The organism is Pseudomonas sp. 8Z, assembly GCF_902506535.1.
Classification (GTDB): domain Bacteria; phylum Pseudomonadota; class Gammaproteobacteria; order Pseudomonadales; family Pseudomonadaceae; genus Aquipseudomonas.
In genome coordinates this window covers 600,278-615,496 of record NZ_LR733826.1, presented here as the reverse complement: position 1 = coordinate 615,496, position 15,219 = coordinate 600,278, and the positions used below count along the sequence as shown (strand labels likewise).

General features: G+C 62.7%; 18 protein-coding genes and 1 riboswitch. Of the genes, 16 read left to right on the top strand and 2 right to left on the bottom strand.

The window, feature by feature from the left end:
• The first annotated feature begins 52 nt into the window (after window positions 1-52).
• The 16 genes from AERO9A_RS12220 to AERO9A_RS12150 all read left to right on the top strand — a co-directional run bounded on the left by AERO9A_RS12220 (window position 53) and on the right by AERO9A_RS12150 (window position 13,147).
• Window positions 53-679: a C40 family peptidase gene (locus tag AERO9A_RS12220; RefSeq protein ID WP_159972211.1), complete on the top strand. Its 627-nt coding sequence runs from the start codon at window positions 53-55 to the stop codon at window positions 677-679.
• An 85-nt stretch (window positions 680-764) separates the two neighbouring features.
• On the top strand, window positions 765-1,289 hold the full coding sequence (locus AERO9A_RS12215; RefSeq protein ID WP_159972210.1) for a C40 family peptidase: 525 nt from the start codon (window positions 765-767) through the stop codon (window positions 1,287-1,289).
• Between the two features lie 135 nt (window positions 1,290-1,424).
• Window positions 1,425-1,635: riboswitch (cobalamin riboswitch) on the top strand.
• Window positions 1,636-1,817: 182 nt separating this feature from the next.
• Window positions 1,818-2,429, top strand: coding sequence for a cob(I)yrinic acid a,c-diamide adenosyltransferase (gene cobO / locus AERO9A_RS12210; RefSeq protein WP_159972209.1), 612 nt, complete (start codon window positions 1,818-1,820; stop codon window positions 2,427-2,429).
• Complete coding sequence (locus AERO9A_RS12205) at window positions 2,429-3,721, top strand: cobyrinate a,c-diamide synthase (RefSeq protein ID WP_159972208.1); 1,293 nt, start codon at window positions 2,429-2,431, stop codon at window positions 3,719-3,721. The genes cobO and AERO9A_RS12205 overlap by 1 nt, the downstream gene beginning before the upstream one ends.
• Complete coding sequence (bluB, locus tag AERO9A_RS12200; protein ID WP_159972207.1) at window positions 3,718-4,371, top strand: 5,6-dimethylbenzimidazole synthase; 654 nt, start codon at window positions 3,718-3,720, stop codon at window positions 4,369-4,371. Before AERO9A_RS12205 ends, bluB begins: the two co-directional genes overlap by 4 nt.
• A 3-nt stretch (window positions 4,372-4,374) precedes the next feature.
• Window positions 4,375-5,283, top strand: coding sequence for an adenosylcobinamide-phosphate synthase CbiB (gene cbiB, locus AERO9A_RS12195; protein ID WP_159972206.1), 909 nt, complete (start codon window positions 4,375-4,377; stop codon window positions 5,281-5,283).
• The gene (gene cobD, locus AERO9A_RS12190) at window positions 5,276-6,286 is read left to right on the top strand and encodes a threonine-phosphate decarboxylase CobD (RefSeq protein ID WP_159972205.1); all 1,011 of its coding nucleotides are present in this window, start codon (window positions 5,276-5,278) and stop codon (window positions 6,284-6,286) included. Before cbiB ends, cobD begins: the two co-directional genes overlap by 8 nt.
• Window positions 6,286-7,734, top strand: a complete 1,449-nt coding sequence (locus AERO9A_RS12185; protein ID WP_159972204.1) for a cobyric acid synthase — start codon at window positions 6,286-6,288, stop codon at window positions 7,732-7,734. Before cobD ends, AERO9A_RS12185 begins: the two co-directional genes overlap by 1 nt.
• Window positions 7,735-7,818: 84 nt before the next feature.
• Window positions 7,819-8,337 carry a bifunctional adenosylcobinamide kinase/adenosylcobinamide-phosphate guanylyltransferase gene (gene cobU, locus AERO9A_RS12180; protein WP_159972203.1) on the top strand — a complete coding sequence of 173 codons (519 nt, stop codon included), beginning with the start codon at window positions 7,819-7,821 and terminating at the stop codon, window positions 8,335-8,337.
• Window positions 8,337-9,392: a nicotinate-nucleotide--dimethylbenzimidazole phosphoribosyltransferase gene (gene cobT / locus AERO9A_RS12175; protein ID WP_159972324.1), complete on the top strand. Its 1,056-nt coding sequence runs from the start codon at window positions 8,337-8,339 to the stop codon at window positions 9,390-9,392. The genes cobU and cobT overlap by 1 nt, the downstream gene beginning before the upstream one ends.
• On the top strand, window positions 9,392-9,964 hold the full coding sequence (gene cobC / locus AERO9A_RS12170; RefSeq protein WP_159972202.1) for an alpha-ribazole phosphatase family protein: 573 nt from the start codon (window positions 9,392-9,394) through the stop codon (window positions 9,962-9,964). Before cobT ends, cobC begins: the two co-directional genes overlap by 1 nt.
• The gene (locus AERO9A_RS12165; RefSeq protein ID WP_159972201.1) at window positions 9,961-10,692 is read left to right on the top strand and encodes an adenosylcobinamide-GDP ribazoletransferase; all 732 of its coding nucleotides are present in this window, start codon (window positions 9,961-9,963) and stop codon (window positions 10,690-10,692) included. Before cobC ends, AERO9A_RS12165 begins: the two co-directional genes overlap by 4 nt.
• Window positions 10,693-10,764: 72 nt before the next feature.
• Window positions 10,765-11,169, top strand: coding sequence for a MarR family winged helix-turn-helix transcriptional regulator (locus AERO9A_RS12160; protein WP_159972200.1), 405 nt, complete (start codon window positions 10,765-10,767; stop codon window positions 11,167-11,169).
• A 49-nt stretch (window positions 11,170-11,218) separates the two neighbouring features.
• Complete coding sequence (locus AERO9A_RS12155; protein ID WP_159972199.1) at window positions 11,219-12,424, top strand: MFS transporter; 1,206 nt, start codon at window positions 11,219-11,221, stop codon at window positions 12,422-12,424.
• Window positions 12,421-12,543, top strand: a complete 123-nt coding sequence (locus AERO9A_RS22490) for a hypothetical protein (RefSeq protein ID WP_256665948.1) — start codon at window positions 12,421-12,423, stop codon at window positions 12,541-12,543. Before AERO9A_RS12155 ends, AERO9A_RS22490 begins: the two co-directional genes overlap by 4 nt.
• A 58-nt stretch (window positions 12,544-12,601) precedes the next feature.
• The gene (locus AERO9A_RS12150) at window positions 12,602-13,147 is read left to right on the top strand and encodes a glutathione peroxidase (protein ID WP_159972198.1); all 546 of its coding nucleotides are present in this window, start codon (window positions 12,602-12,604) and stop codon (window positions 13,145-13,147) included.
• 41 nt (window positions 13,148-13,188) lie between these two features.
• Here AERO9A_RS12150 and AERO9A_RS12145 read toward each other — a convergent pair whose 3' ends face one another.
• Window positions 13,189-14,043, bottom strand: coding sequence for a sulfurtransferase (locus tag AERO9A_RS12145; RefSeq protein WP_159972197.1), 855 nt, complete (start codon window positions 14,041-14,043; stop codon window positions 13,189-13,191).
• A 91-nt stretch (window positions 14,044-14,134) separates the two neighbouring features.
• Entirely contained in the window at window positions 14,135-15,196 is a 1,062-nt protein-coding gene (locus AERO9A_RS12140; RefSeq protein WP_159972323.1) for an SMP-30/gluconolactonase/LRE family protein, read from the bottom strand.
• Window positions 15,197-15,219 lie beyond the last annotated feature (23 nt).

The following is a 15,219-nucleotide window of genomic DNA, read 5'->3' as shown; positions in this document are numbered from 1 at the left end:
AGAGGGCATAGTCGCGCACTTAGAACCTTTCTCTCTCGACACGGTCGTGCCCATGCTAAAACGCTTCGCACCCCTCGTGCCCCTCGCACTCACGGTCTTTCTTGTCGCCTGCGCCGGCCATGCGCCGCAGCCGCAGACCGATGAAAGCGTCGCGGTGCAATCGACTTTCCCATCACGTCCGGTCACTCATCTGGACGCTGCAGGCAGCGACGAAGAAGCCGCTGCGACGCTTAACGGAAAACCCTATGAAATGCCTCAGCTAGCCGACAGCTTGCTGGATCTTGGGCGTTCGCTGATCGGTACTCGGTATCGTTATGGCGGCACCTCGGTTCAGTCTGGCTTCGACTGCAGTGGCTTTGTCGGCTATCTGTTTCGGGAAGAGTTGGGGCTACAACTGCCGCGCTCCACGCGCGAGTTGATCAAGCTGGATGCGCCCAAGGTGGCGCGTGCAGATCTTGAACCGGGTGATCTGATCCTGTTCAACGATCGCGGTCGTGGGCGTGTCAGTCATGCCGGTATCTACATAGGTGATGACCAGTTCATCCACTCCAGCAGTCGCCGCAGTGGTGGTGTGCGTATCGATAGCCTCGACGACAGCTACTGGAAGCGCAGTTACCTTGAGGCCAAGCGTGTTCTGGCGCTGGCGCCGCAAGAGGACGTTAGCGTCCATCATCCGTGATCGAAGCGGCGCTGCCCTGCAGGGTTGCGCCGTTCGTCGCTTATCGGCACAGTGGCGTGCAGCCAGGCACAGGATCGTTTCGCCAATGCCCCTCATGCTCCGTCTCGCCCTCATCTCTTTGATTGCTCTGCTGAGTGCCTGCAGCAGTTCGCCTCCTGCTCCCCAGCCTGTTTACACGCCTGCACCTATTTCGCTCGATCAGTCCGGTACTGCCGAGGATGTGCTGTTTCGTGCGTTGGGGTTAGTCGGCACGCCGTATCGCTATGGCGGCAATACCCCTGATGGTGGTTTCGATTGCAGTGGCCTTATCGGTTATGTCTACCGTGATGCTGCCGGTATCAGCCTGCCGCGCTCGACGCGCGAGCTGAGTTCGATGCGTCGCCCAGGTGTTGCACGTGATGAGCTGCGCAGTGGTGATCTGGTGTTCTTCGCAACCAGTGGTGGGCGTGCTGTCAGTCATGCCGGGATTTATGTTGGTGAGGGGCGTTTCGTGCATGCGCCATCTACTGGGGGCACGGTGCGTCTTGATAGCCTGGACAACCGTTACTGGCATGCTGCGTATCTGAGTGCCAAGCGCGTACTGACGCCTGATCTGGCGCGTAATCCCTGAGTTTCTGACAGGGGCGTGTTTGGCGGCTTGCTGTGTGCGAGTGAACCCCTTTTGTTGTTTGTGTGTGCATGGATATGCCATTCAGGTAGGTGTCTGGGGCGTTGTACATTGACGCGCAGGCCAGACAGCCTCTACCCTGCGCGCCTTGCTTCAGGTGCCCCGCGTTGCTGTAACTGGCGACTTAGGGGTGAAACAGGGAAGCCGGTTCGCATGCCGGCGCTGCCCCCGCAACGGTAGGTGAGTCAAATGCCGCTTCAGGCCACTGTGCAGTGCACGGGAAGGCGCGGCGGGGCGTGATTGGCGCCGCTCATGAGCCCGGAGACCGGCCTGTCGCAGTTTCACGGCATCGCGGAGGGCGTTGTCCGGCTTACGCCCCGATTCATGCGGGGCGTTCGTGTTTTCGTCTTCCGTCTGCCTGATCAGCCATTTGCGCCTGGATGAAGCTGCGCGGCCTAGTGCCGTGGCTCTTCGTTGTCTTGCTCTGCACTTGCGGGTGAGGAACGGGCGCCTGACGTACGGGAGCACAGCATGAGCGAGTCCGCCGACCGCGATGCCCGCCACAAGGCGCGCATGCAGCGCAAGAAAGCTCTGATCGACGAGAAGATTGCCCAGGCCCAGGACGAATATGGTCTGCTGCTGGTGCACAGCGGCAATGGCAAGGGCAAGAGCAGCAGCGCCTTCGGCATGGTCGCGCGTGCGCTCGGTCACGGCATAAAGGTCGGCGTGGTGCAGTTCATCAAGGGCGCGGCCAGCACTGGCGAGGAAACCTTTTTCCGCCGTTTCCCCGAGGAAGTCAGCTACCACGTGATGGGCGAGGGTTTCACCTGGGAAACCCAGGATCGCCAGCGTGACATCGCCAAGGCACAAGAGGCTTGGGCTGTGGCCAGGCGTTTGCTGAGTGATGAGGCTGTTGGCCTGGTGGTGCTCGACGAGCTGAATATCGCCCTGAAACACGGTTATCTCGAACTGGAGGCGGTGCTGGCCGATATCGAGGCGCGGCCACTGCTGCAGCACGTGGTGGTGACCGGTCGTGGCGCCTTGCCGGGGATGATCGAGGCGGCCGATACGGTTACCGAGATGAGTCTGGTCAAGCATGCCTTCAAGTCCGGGGTAAAGGCGCAGAAGGGCATCGAATTTTGATGAGCGCGCGTCATTGTCCGGCACTGCTGATTGCCGCCCCGGCTTCCGGCCAGGGCAAAACTACCGTTACCGCCGCCCTGGCACGCTTGCATACCCGTCAGGGGCGCAAGGTGCGGGTGTTTAAGTGTGGCCCTGACTTTCTCGACCCGATGATTCATGCGCGCGCCAGTGGTGCGCCGGTTTACCAGCTCGACCTGGCCATGGTCGGTGAGGCGGAAAGCCGCCGTCTGTTGTGGCAGGCCGCGGGCGAGGCCGACCTCATTCTGATCGAAGGGGTGATGGGGTTGTTCGACGGCAAGCCTTCGGCTGCTGATCTGGCGCGCCATTTCGGTGTGCCGGTATTAGGCGTGATCGATGGCTCGGCCATGGCGCAGACCTTCGGCGCGTTGGCTCATGGCCTGGCCACCTTTCAGCCGGATCTGCCCTTTGCCGGGGTGCTGGGTAATCGCGTTGCCAGCAGTCGCCATGGCGACATCCTGCGTGATGCCTTGCCGCCTAGCATTCGCTGGTTCGGCGCTTTGCCGCGTAGTGCTGCGGTGGAGTTGCCGAGCCGTCATTTGGGGTTGGTGCAGGCTGTCGAGCTGGAGGATCTGGACGCTCGCCTGGATGCTGCTGCCGATGCATTGCAGGCCAGTGCCGATGTGGATTTGCCGCCTGCAGTGAGCTTTGCTGCGCCGCAGATGGACGAGCCTGGTGCATGGCTGGCCGGTGTACGCATTGGTGTGGCGCGTGACGCCGCGTTCGCTTTCCTTTACCAGGCCAATCTCGATCTGCTGCGGGCTCTTGGCGCCGAGCTGCATTTTTTCTCGCCATTGGCCGACGCCGAGTTGCCTGAAGTGGACAGCCTCTACCTGCCTGGTGGTTATCCCGAGCTGTACCTGGCCGAGCTGGAAAATAACCAGGCCATGGCGGCAGCGATTCGCCGTCACCATGAGGCGGGTAAGCCGTTGTTGGCTGAGTGTGGCGGCATGCTCTACCTGCTCAATGAGTTACGCGACAAGCAAGGCGCCAGTGGCCGTATGCTTGGCTTGCTGGCAGGCAGTGCAGCCTTGCAGCCGCGCTTAACCGCGCTGGCCCTGCAGGCGGTGACGTTGCCGGAGGGTGAGCTGCGTGGGCACAGCTACCATCACTCGCGCCTGCAAAGCCCGCTTGAGCCATTGGCACTTGGCCGCTGCCCGAACGGCAAGCCGGTAGCTGAGGCGGTATATCGTCTGGGGCGGCTGACTGCCAGCTACATTCATTTCTATATGCCATCCAACCCAGAGGCAGCCGCAGCGCTGTTGCGCCCATGACCGAACATGCTTTCAGCCCCGAGGAGCGCGCGGCGGTATACCGCGCCATTGCCGAACGCCGTGACATGCGCCACTTCGCTGGTGGCCAGGTGCCGCCCGAGATCTTGGCACGCCTGCTTGAAGCGGCGCATCACGCGCCCAGTGTCGGCTTGATGCAGCCTTGGCGCTTTGTGCGGATCAGCGACCCGCAATTGCGCGAGGCCGTCCATGCTTTGGTCGAGGCTGAGCGTGTGCGAACCGCCGAGGCTCTGGGCGAGCGCAGTGACGAGTTCATGCGCTTGAAGGTCGAGGGTATTGGCGATTGCGCCGAGCTGTTGGCGGTTGCCCTGATGGAAGGCCGTGAGGCGCATGTCTTTGGGCGACGTACCCTGCCGGAAATGGATATGGCCTCGGTGGCTTGCGCCATTCAGAATCTATGGCTGGCAGCGCGTGCCGAAGGGTTGGGGCTGGGCTGGGTATCGCTATTTGATCCCGAGGCATTGGCCGATCTGCTCGGTATGCCACCTGGCAGCAAGCCAGTGGCGTTGCTGTGCCTGGGGCCGGTGCAGGCTTTTTATGAGAAGCCGATGCTGGTGCAAGAGGGGTGGGCCACGCCGCGACCGCTGAGCGAGTTGCTGTTCGAGAATCGATGGGGTGCCAAGGGTGACTGAAGCATGAGCCTGGCGTTGATCACCTGTGCAGGCGTGGCGCTCGATAGCGTGCTGGGTGAACCGCGACGGGCGCACCCACTGGTGGCTTTCGGTCGCCTGGCCAATCGCCTGGAGCAGCGCTTCAACCCCGCCGGTGGCGGCTGGCGCAGCCATGGCGTGACCGCCTGGTGTCTGGCTGTGCTGCCGCTGACGCTGCTGACCTGGCTGCTGGTACAGTTCAGCGCGCTGAGCTGGGTGGTGGAGATCCTCGCGCTGTATTTCGCCCTCGGCCTGCGTAGCCTCTATGAGCACGCACAGCCGGTAGCGCAGGCGTTGCGTCTGGGCGATCTGGCGCTGGCACGTGAGCGGGTTGGCTGGATGGTCAGCCGCAATACCGCCGAACTGGACGCAACCGGTGTCGCTCGTGCGGGCACCGAATCGGTCTTGGAGAATGGCTCCGATGCGGTATTCGCCGCCTTGTTCTGGTTCGTCGTCGCCGGTGCGCCGGGTGTGGTGCTGTACCGCCTGAGCAATACGCTGGATGCCATGTGGGGGTATCGCAACGAGCGCTTCGAGCGCTTCGGCTGGGCGGCGGCAAGGATTGACGATGTGCTCAACTTCATCCCGGCGCGTCTGGTGGCGCTGACTTACGCGTTGCTTGGCCGTACCGTGCTGGCGCTGCGTTGTTGGCGGCGACAGGCGCCGTTATGGGATAGCCCCAATGCCGGGCCGGTGATGGCGGCTGGCGCAGGCAGCCTGGGCGTCAGCCTGGGCGGTGCTGCGCAGTACCACGGTCAAGTGCATGAGCGTGCGCGGCTCGGCGAAGGTCCGGCGCCGCGTGCTGCCGATATCGAGCGGGCGATGAATCGGGTCATCGGCGGGGTTGCGCTATGGCTGCTGTGTCTGCTGCTGTGGGAGGTACTCGGTGCTTGAGCATGGTGGCCGCCTGCGCGCCGCGGCGCAGCGTTACGGCATTGCCCTGGATAACTGGCTGGATCTGTCCACCGGTGTCGCGCCTTATGCTCTGGCGGTGCCATCTGTGCCTGCCGAGGCGTGGATGCGCCTGCCCGAGGTCAATGATGGCCTAGAGATCGCGGCACGTGCTTACTACGGCGCCCCCAGTCTATTGCCCGTGGCCGGTTCGCAGGCTGCCATCCAGACGCTGCCGCGTCTGCGTAAACCCTGCAGCGTTGGCATCCTGGCGCCCACCTATGCCGAGCATGCGGCAGCCTGGCAGCGCGAGGGCCATCGCATCATCACCCTCAGCGAAGGCTCGGTTCATCGCGCCTTGCCGCAGCTCGACGTGTTGTTGGTGGTCAACCCGAATAACCCCACTGGACGCCTGATCGAACCGATACGTTTGCTCGACTGGCACCATGAGTTGGCTGAGCGTGGCGGTTGGCTGGTGGTCGACGAAGCGTTCATGGACTGTACGCCGCAGCACAGCCTGGCGGCTTTCAGCGATATGGCTGGGCTGATCGTACTGCGCTCGTTCGGCAAGTTCTTCGCTATGGCTGGTATGCGCCTGGGTTTCGTACTCGCGGCGCAGGCACTGCTCGATGAGCTTGAGCAGTGGCTGGGGCCTTGGGCTGTCAGTGGCCCGGCGCGCAGCGTGGCGTTGAGTTTGTTGAGTGATGAGCAAGGGCAACGTCTGCAGCGCGAGCGCTTGCTGGCCGACGGGGCGCGCTTGGCCACGCTCCTGCGCGACAGCGGCCTACCTCCGACTGGGGGCACAGCGCTGTTCCAGTTTTGCAGCACGCGACGTGCGGTGCCGTGCATGGAGTTGCTGGCGCGGCGGGGCATTTTGGTGCGGCTGTTTGCTGAGCTCGACAGCCTGCGCTTCGGTTTGCCTGGCGATGAAGCCGGTTGGCAGCGTCTTGAACAGGGCCTGCGAGACTGCGCGCCGATCTTGGCGAGCCTTGAGGAACCGCACTGATGGCCACTCTGATGGTGCAGGGCACCACCTCCGATGCAGGCAAGAGCACCTTGGTCACGGCGCTGTGCCGCTGGGCGCGGCGCCAGGGCGTGCGCGTGGCGCCGTTCAAACCGCAGAACATGGCGCTCAATTCGGCGGTGACCGTCGACGGCGGCGAAATTGGCCGGGCGCAGGCGGTGCAGGCGCAGGCCGCCGGCCTGGAGCCGCACACCGACATGAACCCGGTACTGCTCAAGCCCAACAGTGATATGGGCGCTCAGGTGATCATCCATGGCCGCGCCATCGGCAATATGCAGGCATTGACCTATCACGGTTACAAGCCGGTGGCCATGGCCGCGGTGCTGGAGTCTCATGCACGGCTGCGTGAGGCGCATGAACTGGTGTTGGTCGAGGGGGCCGGCTCGCCAGCCGAGATCAACCTACGCGCTGGCGATATCGCCAACATGGGCTTCGCCGAGGCGGTGGATTGCCCGGTGATCCTGATTGCCGACATCGATAAAGGCGGCGTATTCGCTCACCTGGTCGGCACGCTGGAGTTGCTCAGCCCATCCGAGCAGGCACGTGTTCAGGGCTTTGTGATCAACCGCTTCCGCGGCGATATCGCTTTGCTTAAACCCGGCCTTGACTGGTTGGAGCAGCGCACCGGCAAACCGGTGCTCGGCGTGCTGCCGTACCTGACGGACTTTCATCTGGAAGCCGAGGACGCTATCGACACCCGCCAGCAGGCCAAGGCCGAGCAGGCGTTGCGCGTCGTGGTGCCGGTGCTGCCACGCATCAGCAATCACACCGATTTCGACCCGCTACGCCTGCACCCGCAGGTGCAACTGAGCTTTATCAAGGCAGGCCAGGCAATCCCGCCCGCCGATTTGATTATCCTGCCTGGCTCCAAGAGCGTACGTGCTGATCTGGCGCGCCTGCGCGAGCAGGGTTGGGATACGGCCATCGCACGTCATTTGCGCTATGGCGGCAAACTTTTGGGCATCTGTGGCGGCCTGCAGATGCTGGGCCGACAGATTCACGACCCTCACGCACTGGAGGGGGGCGCAGGCAGCAGCGAAGGCTTAGGTCTGCTCGATTTCGAGACGGTGCTGGAGCCGGAGAAACAACTGCGTAACGTGCGTGGCCAATTGTGTCTGGAGCAGGCCGCGGTCAGCGGTTATGAGATTCATGCTGGAGTCAGTCGTGGGCCGGGCCTCAATGGTGCGGTGCAGCTTGAGAATGGACGTCGTGATGGCGGCCTGAGCGGCGATGGTCAGGTGCTCGGTACTTACCTGCATGGCCTGTTCGAACAACCGGCGGCCAGCGCGGCGCTGCTGCGCTGGGCTGGGCTGCGTGACGTGCAGGCGGTGGATTATCACGCTCTGCGTGAGCGTGACATCGAACGCTTGGCCGACCAGGTCGAGCAGCACCTAGATAGCGAAAAACTCAGAGCGCTTTGTGGCCTGTAGCAGCGAGCTTTGTTCGCGAAGCTTTTATGTCCCGTACGCGAGCAGAGTGTGTTTCTACGGGGAGAAATGAATGTGAGTGGAAGCATGCTTGAACTGATCCTCGGCGGTGCCCGTTCCGGCAAGAGTCGCTTGGCCGAAAAGCTCGCCAGTGAATCGGGGCTGGAGGTGGTCTATATCGCCACCAGCCAGCCGCTCGATGGTGAGATGAATGCACGTATTGGCCAACACCGCGCACGTCGCCCCGCGCATTGGGGGTTGGTCGAAGAGCCGTTGGAGCTGGCGCGCGTACTGCGTGAACAGGCCGCCATGGGCCGTTGTCTGTTGGTAGATTGCCTGACGCTGTGGCTGACCAATCTGCTGATGCTCGACGACGCGGCCCGCTTGGCGGCTGAGCGCGAAGCCTTGCTCGGCTGTGTCGATCAACTGCCTGGGCGCATTGTGCTGGTGAGTAATGAAACCGGTCTGGGCGTGGTGCCGCTCGGCGAATTGACTCGCCGCTATGTCGATGAAGCTGGCTGGCTGCACCAGGCCCTGGCTGAACGCAGTCAGCGGGTGGTGTTCACCGTTGCTGGCTTGCCCATGTATCTCAAGGGGGACGCATGATGAAGTTGCACTGGTGGCAGGACCCCTGCCAGCCGCTCGACCATGTAGCGCGTAGCAAGGCGCAGGCGCGCCAACAGCAACTGACCAAGCCTACCGGCGCACTGGGGCGCCTGGAGGCGCTGGCGATCCATATGGCGGCATTGCAAGGGCGTGAGAAACCAAGCGTAGACAGCCTGTGGATCAGCATATTCGCCGGGGATCATGGCGTGGTGGCCGAAGGCGTTTCGGCCTACCCGCAAGCTGTAACTGGGCAGATGCTGGCCAATTTCGTCAGTGGTGGCGCGGCGATCAGTGTTCTGGCACGGCAGTTGAGCGCTGCGCTGGAAGTGATCGATCTCGGCACGGCAGAGCCCTTGCCGCCTTTGCCAGGGGTGCGACATCTGCACGTTGGGGCCGGTACGCAGAATTTCCTACGTGATCCGGCGATGACACTGGCGCAACTGATGATTTGTCTCGAAGTCGGGCGTGACAGCATCCTGCGAGCGCGTATGGCGGGTTGCGACCTGTTCGTCGGTGGCGAGATGGGGATTGGCAATACCTCCTCGGCAACGGCCCTGGCGTGCTGGTTGCTCGATTGCCCGGCAGGTGAGTTGACCGGGCCCGGAACGGGCCTGGATCGAGCGGGCATGGCGCACAAAGCGCATGTTATCGAGGCAGCCCTGGCGCGACATGACGCGCATATCGATGGGCCGCTGCAGGCGCTGGTGCATCTTGGTGGTTTCGAGATCGCGGCCCTGGTCGGTGCCTATCTGGCTGCCGCGCAGCAGGGCATGGTGGTGCTGGTCGACGGTTTTATCTGCAGCGTTGCGGCCTTGCTGGCAGTGCGGCTGAACCCCGCGTGTCGCGATTGGCTGCTGTTCTCCCATCACGGCGCTGAGCCGGGGCATGTGCTGGTGCTGCAGGCGCTCAAGGCGGAGCCTTTGTTGGAGCTTGGCCTGCGTCTGGGCGAGGGCAGTGGTGCGGCGCTGGCGGTGCCGCTCTTGCGAATGGCCTGTGCACTGCACGGACAGATGGCGACGTTCGCCGAGGCAGCGGTGGCGGAGCGGCCGTTTTGATGCTTGAACTGGAACTGCTGCGCCATGGTGAAACCGAGCAGGGCGGCGGGCTGCGTGGCAGCCTGGACGATGCCCTCACCGTGCAGGGTTGGGCGCAGTTGCGCACCGCCGTGCTGGATGCTGGCCCCTGGGATCGTCTGATCAGCTCACCGCTGCAACGGTGCGCCCGTTTCGCTGAGGAAGTCGCAGCCGCCAGGGGGCTGCCGCTGCACTACGAAGCCGATCTGCAGGAATTGCATTTCGGTGATTGGGAAGGGCGCAGCGCGGCGCAGTTGATGGAGACTGACGCCGAGGCGCTGGGTCGGTTTTGGGCTGATCCTTATGGCTTCACGCCGCCCAACGGCGAGCCTCTGCTGAGGTTTGAGAACCGTGTGCTCGATGCCGTGAGCAGGTTGCACGTGGCCTATGCCGGTCAGCGCCTGCTATTGGTCACCCACGGTGGGGTGATGCGCCTACTGCTGGCCCGAGCACGCGGTTTACCGCGTCAGGATCTACTGCAGATCAATGTTGGATACGCCCAGCGGTTTCGTTTGCGCCTGGATGCCGACGGGCAACTGACGGAGCAGGCATGATCGCGCTGCTGATCGCCTTGCAGTTCCTGACGCGCCTGCCGGTTAGCCTGCCGGGTATGCCTGCACCTGAGCAGATTGGCCGTTCCTTGCTCTGGTACCCGGTCGTTGGCTTGTTGCTTGGCCTATTGCTGTGGGGGGCTCACTTACTGCTGGGGCAGGCGACGGCGCCTTTGCAGGCGGCGATTTTGCTCGCCTTGTGGGCTGGTTTGAGCGGCGGTCTGCATCTGGACGGCCTGGCCGATACGGCAGACGCCTGGGTGGGTGGCTTTGGTGAGCGTGAGCGCACCCTGACGATCATGAAAGATCCACGCAGCGGCCCCATCGCAGTGGTGGTGCTGGTGCTGCTGCTTCTACTGAAGTTCGCCGCGCTGCTGACGTTGCTGCAGGCCGGGCAGGGCGTCTATCTGGTGCTGCTACCTTGGCTGGGGCGCAGCCTGTTGCCGGTATTACTGGCAACCACGCCTTACGTGCGCTCGGGCGGCATAGGTCAGGCGCTGGTCGATCATCTGCCGCGCCAGCAACTGCCTTGGGTATTGGCCGTGCACCTGCTGGGCATGCTGCTGTTTGGTTGGCAGGCGCTGTTGGCTCTGGCAGCGAGTGCGCTGCTGTTCATCTGGCTGCGCCGTGCGCTGTTGCAACGCTTGGGCGGTACGACGGGCGATACGGCTGGCGCGTTGGTTGAGTTGGGCGAGTGCGTGGCGCTGCTTAGCCTCGCGCTTAGTGCTTGATACAACTGTTGCGCTAACAAAACACGCAACTGTATGACTGTGTCGGATTATTACGGGTATATACCTGTATTCATGTTGCCAACCTCCTGCCTTTGCACCCAACTGCGCCGCGCTAGCCGTGGCGTTAGCCGTATCTACGATGAGGCACTTGCCGCCATCGGGCTCGGTGTCGCGCAATATTCCTTACTGAGTCACGTGCGGCGCCTTGGTCAGCCGAGTATTTCTGTACTAGCCGAGGCCGTGGGGCTCGATCGCAGCACGCTTGGGCGCAATCTGCGACTGTTGGAGCAGCAAGGTTTGCTGCGGCTAGGTGGCGGGCGTGATCAACGTACCCGTGAGGTGTGCTTAACGGCGCTCGGCTTGCAGCGCATAGAACAAGCGCTGCCCTTGTGGGAGCAGGCGCAGCGAGATCTCAAGACCCGACTGGGCACTGAGCGTCGGGCCGAACTGATGAAATTGCTCGAAGAACTGGTCTGATGACCTTTTGACTGTGTCACAGCCCTGGTGGCGTGCGCTGGAGATAATAATGACAACTGTATGGCGTTCCACCACCTGGCTGCTGCTTGGGGCATCGCTGATCCTGGCGCTGTCGCTGGGTACCCGCCATGGTTTCGGCCTGTTCTTGTCGCCTATGAGTGCGGAGTTCGGTTGGGGGCGCGAGGTTTTTGCCTTTGCCATCGCCTTGCAGAACCTGATCTGGGGGCTGGCGCAGCCGATTACTGGCGCGCTGGCCGACCGCTTCGGCGCGCGCAAGGCTATCGTCATCGGCGGTGTGCTCTATGTGCTGGGGTTGGTGTGCATGGGCATGGCCGATTCACCGTTGTCATTGTCGCTGAGCGCCGGTCTGCTGATCGGCATTGGCCTGTCCGGGACGTCGTTCTCGGTCATTCTTGGTGTGGTGGGGCGGGCCGTGCCGGTTGAGAAGCGCAGCATGGCCATGGGTATTGCGTCAGCGGCCGGCTCGTTCGGCCAGTTCGCCATGCTGCCAGGTTCGCTCGGGCTGATCGGTTGGCTGGGCTGGTCATCAGCACTGCTGGCGCTGGGGCTGCTGGTAGCGCTGATTCTGCCGCTGGCATTGATGATCAAGGAAGCACCGCCACCGGCGAGCAACGGGCCTGAGCAAACACTGGGTGAAGCGCTGCGCGAAGCGGTTGGTCACTCCGGTTTTTGGCTGTTGGCGTTAGGCTTTTTTGTCTGTGGCTTTCAGGTGGTATTCGTTGCCGTGCACTTGCCGGCCTACCTGGTCGATCATCATTTGCCTGCGATAACCGGTACTACGGTGTTGGCGCTGGTGGGGCTGTTCAATATCTTTGGTACATACATCGCGGGTTGGCTTGGCGGGCGCATTGCCAAGCCGCGCCTGCTCAGTGCCCTGTACCTGCTGCGCGGGGTGGTTATCACGCTGTTTATGGTGGCGCCGCTGACGCAGTGGAGCGCCTACCTGTTCGGCATCGCCATGGGGCTGCTGTGGTTGTCCACGGTGCCGTTGACCAATGGCACCGTGGCCACGCTGTTTGGGGTGCGTAATCTGTCGATGCTTGGCGGCATTGTCTTTCTGTTCCACCAGCTCGGCTCCTTCCTTGGTGGCTGGCTGGGCGGTTATCTGTATGACCACACCGGCAGCTACGATCTGGTCTGGCAAATTTCCATTGGCTTGAGCCTGATGGCTGCCGTGCTCAACTGGCCGGTGCGTGAGGTGCCGGTAGCGCGCTTGCAGGGCGTTGCGGCATGAGCCGTCAGTTGCTTTTCGGCGGTGCGCTGCTACTGGCGGCTGGCTCGCTGTTGTTGGCCTGGTGGGGCTGGCGTCAGGGCGGGTTGGCGTTGCTGCAGTTGGGTGTCGGTGTCTGCTAGTTGGGTGCTAACCTGCAAATAGCGTGATTGAACTGTCTCATTTGCTGAGGTCGCTGCTATGCGTCGTCTTGCCTGTTGCGTTCTGCTTTGCTGCCTGGCCCTGCCGGTTCTGGCCGCCGAATGCCCCTCCTTGCTGCAAGGGGAGTTGCCCAAGCTGCGTGCCAAGGGCGAGAGCGTCGAACTTTGTCAGTTCGCCGGTAAGCCGTTGGTGGTGGTCAATACCGCCAGCTTCTGTGGTTTTACTCCGCAGTTCAAAGGCCTTGAGGCGCTGTACCAGCGTTACAAGGGGCAGGGCCTGGAGGTGCTGGGTGTTCCGTCCGATGACTTTCGCCAGGAGTCGGATGACAGCAAGGAGACGGCCACCGTGTGTTATGTCAATTATGGTGTGACCTTCACCATGACTGAGCCACAGCCGGTTCGTGGCGATGACGCCATTGCACTATTCAAGGGTCTGGCCGAACAGAGCAAGGCACCGCGCTGGAATTTCTTCAAATACGTGGTCGACCGTCAGGGCAAGGTGGTGGCGAGCTTTTCCAGTCTGACCAAGCCCGATGACCCGGATTTGATCAAGGCTGTGGAGCAGGCGATTGCCAGTCAGCCTTGAAGCAGGCGCCATGTGGCGCCTGATCTGTCTTGCGGCTGTTGTCAGTCGCCTTTGGCCAGTGGGCGTTTAGGGTCGGTGATCCATTCGCTCCAGGAGCCCGCGTAGAGCGGCGCCAGTGGGTAGCCAGCCAGGCTCATGGCGAACAGGTTATGGCAGGCTGTGACGCCAGAGCCGCAGTAGGCCACCAGCGCATCCAGCGGGCGCGCGCCGCGCAAAGCATCGAAGCGTGCGCGCAACTGTTCGGGTGGCAGGAAGCGACCGTCGGCGCCAAGGTTGTCGGTGAATGCTGCGCACTGCGCACCAGGGATATGCCCAGCCACCGGGTCGAGTGGTTCGACTTCGCCGCGAAAGCGCGGTAAGGCGCGGGCGTCGAGCAGGGTTAGTTCAGCACTGCCCAGGCGTTGCTGCAGTTGCTCGGCGCTCATCAGCAAACGCTCATCGGGGTGCGCGGTGAAATCACCGGGGGTGTTTGTCGGCGCTTGCGTGTTCAGCGGCTGACCCGCTTCGCGCCAGGCCTTGAGGCCACCATCGAGCAGGTACAGGCCATTACGTTTGCCCAGCCAAAGCAGTAACCACCAGGCACGGGCAGCGAAGGCACCTGGGCCATCGTCGTAGAGCACCACCTGGCTGTCAGGGCGTAGCCCGCACAGGCGCAGGCGTTCGACCAGCACAGAGGGATCTGGCAGTGGATGGCGACCGGTCACGCCCTTGACCACAGGGGCGGAGAGATCCTGCTCTAGGTCGAGAAAGTGCGCGCCGGGGATATGCCCTTCCAGATAGCTGCGTCGGCCGTAGGCGGGATCTTCGAGGGCGAAGCGGCAGTCGAGTAGTACCAAGTCGGGGCTGTGCAGGCGCGAGGCAAGCGCCTGCGAATCGATCAGTTGGGCGAGAGACATGAGCGAGGCCTATGTCGGGTGGATGATGCTCCATCATACCGCCATATGCCGCTGCCGCCTGTCGCGTGGCTGAGCCTCGCTTGCTCGTCTGTTAGTGCAGTTGCAGGCGGCCGATGCGGTCGTTGTCCAAACTGCCGAAATACAGCATGTCGCCCACCGGTTTGACCGAGGTAATCATGCGCAGGTGAGTGCCGCTGGTGTCGTGCAGGCTGCGTACGATCTGGCCTTGCTCGTTGATGGCGATGACCAGGCCATAGGCAATCGGCTTTGGCCAAAACATCCGGGGCAGCTTGGCAATTTGTGCCTTGAGCCAGGGATGACGGTGCAGGAAGTCGGCATCGGCCTTGCGTGGCGAGGGCAGGGCGACCCAGAACGTGCCTTTGCGATCACCCTGCAGGTTGTCCGGCAGGCCCGGCAGGTTGTCGATGAACACCTCGTGCTGACCGGCCTTGTCGCCTCTGAGCCAGTAACGGGTGATGCGGTAGCGGTAAGTCTCGTTGACCAGTACGAAATCTTCGGCAGCCGACAGCGCCACGCCATTGGCGAAATACAGATCTTTGAGCAGCACGCGAGTCTTTCCGGTGGCCGGGTCGTAGGCCAGCAGGCGCCCGTGAGGGCGGGCTTCGAGCAGGTCGAGCAGGTAGTCGGGCTGCTGGAAGCGCGAGGAGGCGTCGCTAAAATAGATGGTGCCGTCGCTGGCGATGTCCAGGTCATCGGTGAAGGCGAAGGGCACGCCGTCAGCTTCGCTGCTCAGCACTTTGATCGCGCCGTTTTCAGCGATGCTCAGCAGGCCTTTGTAGGCATCGGCGACGATCAGGTTGCCGCTGGCATCGAAGTCCATGCCCAGTGGGCGGCCACCGGTGTCGACGAAGGTTTCCACGCTGTCCTCTGCCAGTACCCGCACAATGCGCCCGTCATGCAAGCCTGCATAAACGCGCCCTTGGGCGTCGACAGCGGTGTCTTCTGGGCCGTGAACCTGTCCGCGTGCCAGCAGCTCTGCCTTCATCAGGGTGTCGTTGGGTTCAAGTACGCCGGTCATTGTCGGCGCGGGCGCAGCGTCCCAGGCCAGCGGGTCGATTGGGCTGGGGGTGATGATCAGATAACCTGCGCCAGCGGCCAGCAACACGAGCAAGAGAGCGGATAATTTCTTCAGCATTATTGTTTTCCGTGTCGAAG

What these genes read in the sequence shown, in the direction of transcription:
- AERO9A_RS12220 (WP_159972211.1), top strand. Translation starts at nt 53, where the DNA reads ATGCTAAAACGCTTCGCACCCCTCGTGCCCCTCGCACTCACGGTCTTT.
- AERO9A_RS12215 (WP_159972210.1), top strand. Translation starts at nt 765, where the DNA reads ATGCCCCTCATGCTCCGTCTCGCCCTCATCTCTTTGATTGCTCTGCTG.
- cobO (WP_159972209.1), top strand. Translation starts at nt 1,818, where the DNA reads ATGAGCGAGTCCGCCGACCGCGATGCCCGCCACAAGGCGCGCATGCAG.
- AERO9A_RS12205 (WP_159972208.1), top strand. Translation starts at nt 2,429, where the DNA reads ATGAGCGCGCGTCATTGTCCGGCACTGCTGATTGCCGCCCCGGCTTCC.
- bluB (WP_159972207.1), top strand. Translation starts at nt 3,718, where the DNA reads ATGACCGAACATGCTTTCAGCCCCGAGGAGCGCGCGGCGGTATACCGC.
- cbiB (WP_159972206.1), top strand. Translation starts at nt 4,375, where the DNA reads ATGAGCCTGGCGTTGATCACCTGTGCAGGCGTGGCGCTCGATAGCGTG.
- AERO9A_RS12185 (WP_159972204.1), top strand. Translation starts at nt 6,286, where the DNA reads ATGGCCACTCTGATGGTGCAGGGCACCACCTCCGATGCAGGCAAGAGC.
- cobU (WP_159972203.1), top strand. Translation starts at nt 7,819, where the DNA reads ATGCTTGAACTGATCCTCGGCGGTGCCCGTTCCGGCAAGAGTCGCTTG.
- cobT (WP_159972324.1), top strand. Translation starts at nt 8,337, where the DNA reads ATGAAGTTGCACTGGTGGCAGGACCCCTGCCAGCCGCTCGACCATGTA.
- cobC (WP_159972202.1), top strand. Translation starts at nt 9,392, where the DNA reads ATGCTTGAACTGGAACTGCTGCGCCATGGTGAAACCGAGCAGGGCGGC.
- AERO9A_RS12165 (WP_159972201.1), top strand. Translation starts at nt 9,961, where the DNA reads ATGATCGCGCTGCTGATCGCCTTGCAGTTCCTGACGCGCCTGCCGGTT.
- AERO9A_RS12160 (WP_159972200.1), top strand. Translation starts at nt 10,765, where the DNA reads ATGTTGCCAACCTCCTGCCTTTGCACCCAACTGCGCCGCGCTAGCCGT.
- AERO9A_RS12155 (WP_159972199.1), top strand. Translation starts at nt 11,219, where the DNA reads ATGACAACTGTATGGCGTTCCACCACCTGGCTGCTGCTTGGGGCATCG.
- AERO9A_RS22490 (WP_256665948.1), top strand. Translation starts at nt 12,421, where the DNA reads ATGAGCCGTCAGTTGCTTTTCGGCGGTGCGCTGCTACTGGCGGCTGGC.
- AERO9A_RS12150 (WP_159972198.1), top strand. Translation starts at nt 12,602, where the DNA reads ATGCGTCGTCTTGCCTGTTGCGTTCTGCTTTGCTGCCTGGCCCTGCCG.
- AERO9A_RS12145 (WP_159972197.1), bottom strand. Translation starts at nt 14,043, where the DNA reads ATGTCTCTCGCCCAACTGATCGATTCGCAGGCGCTTGCCTCGCGCCTG.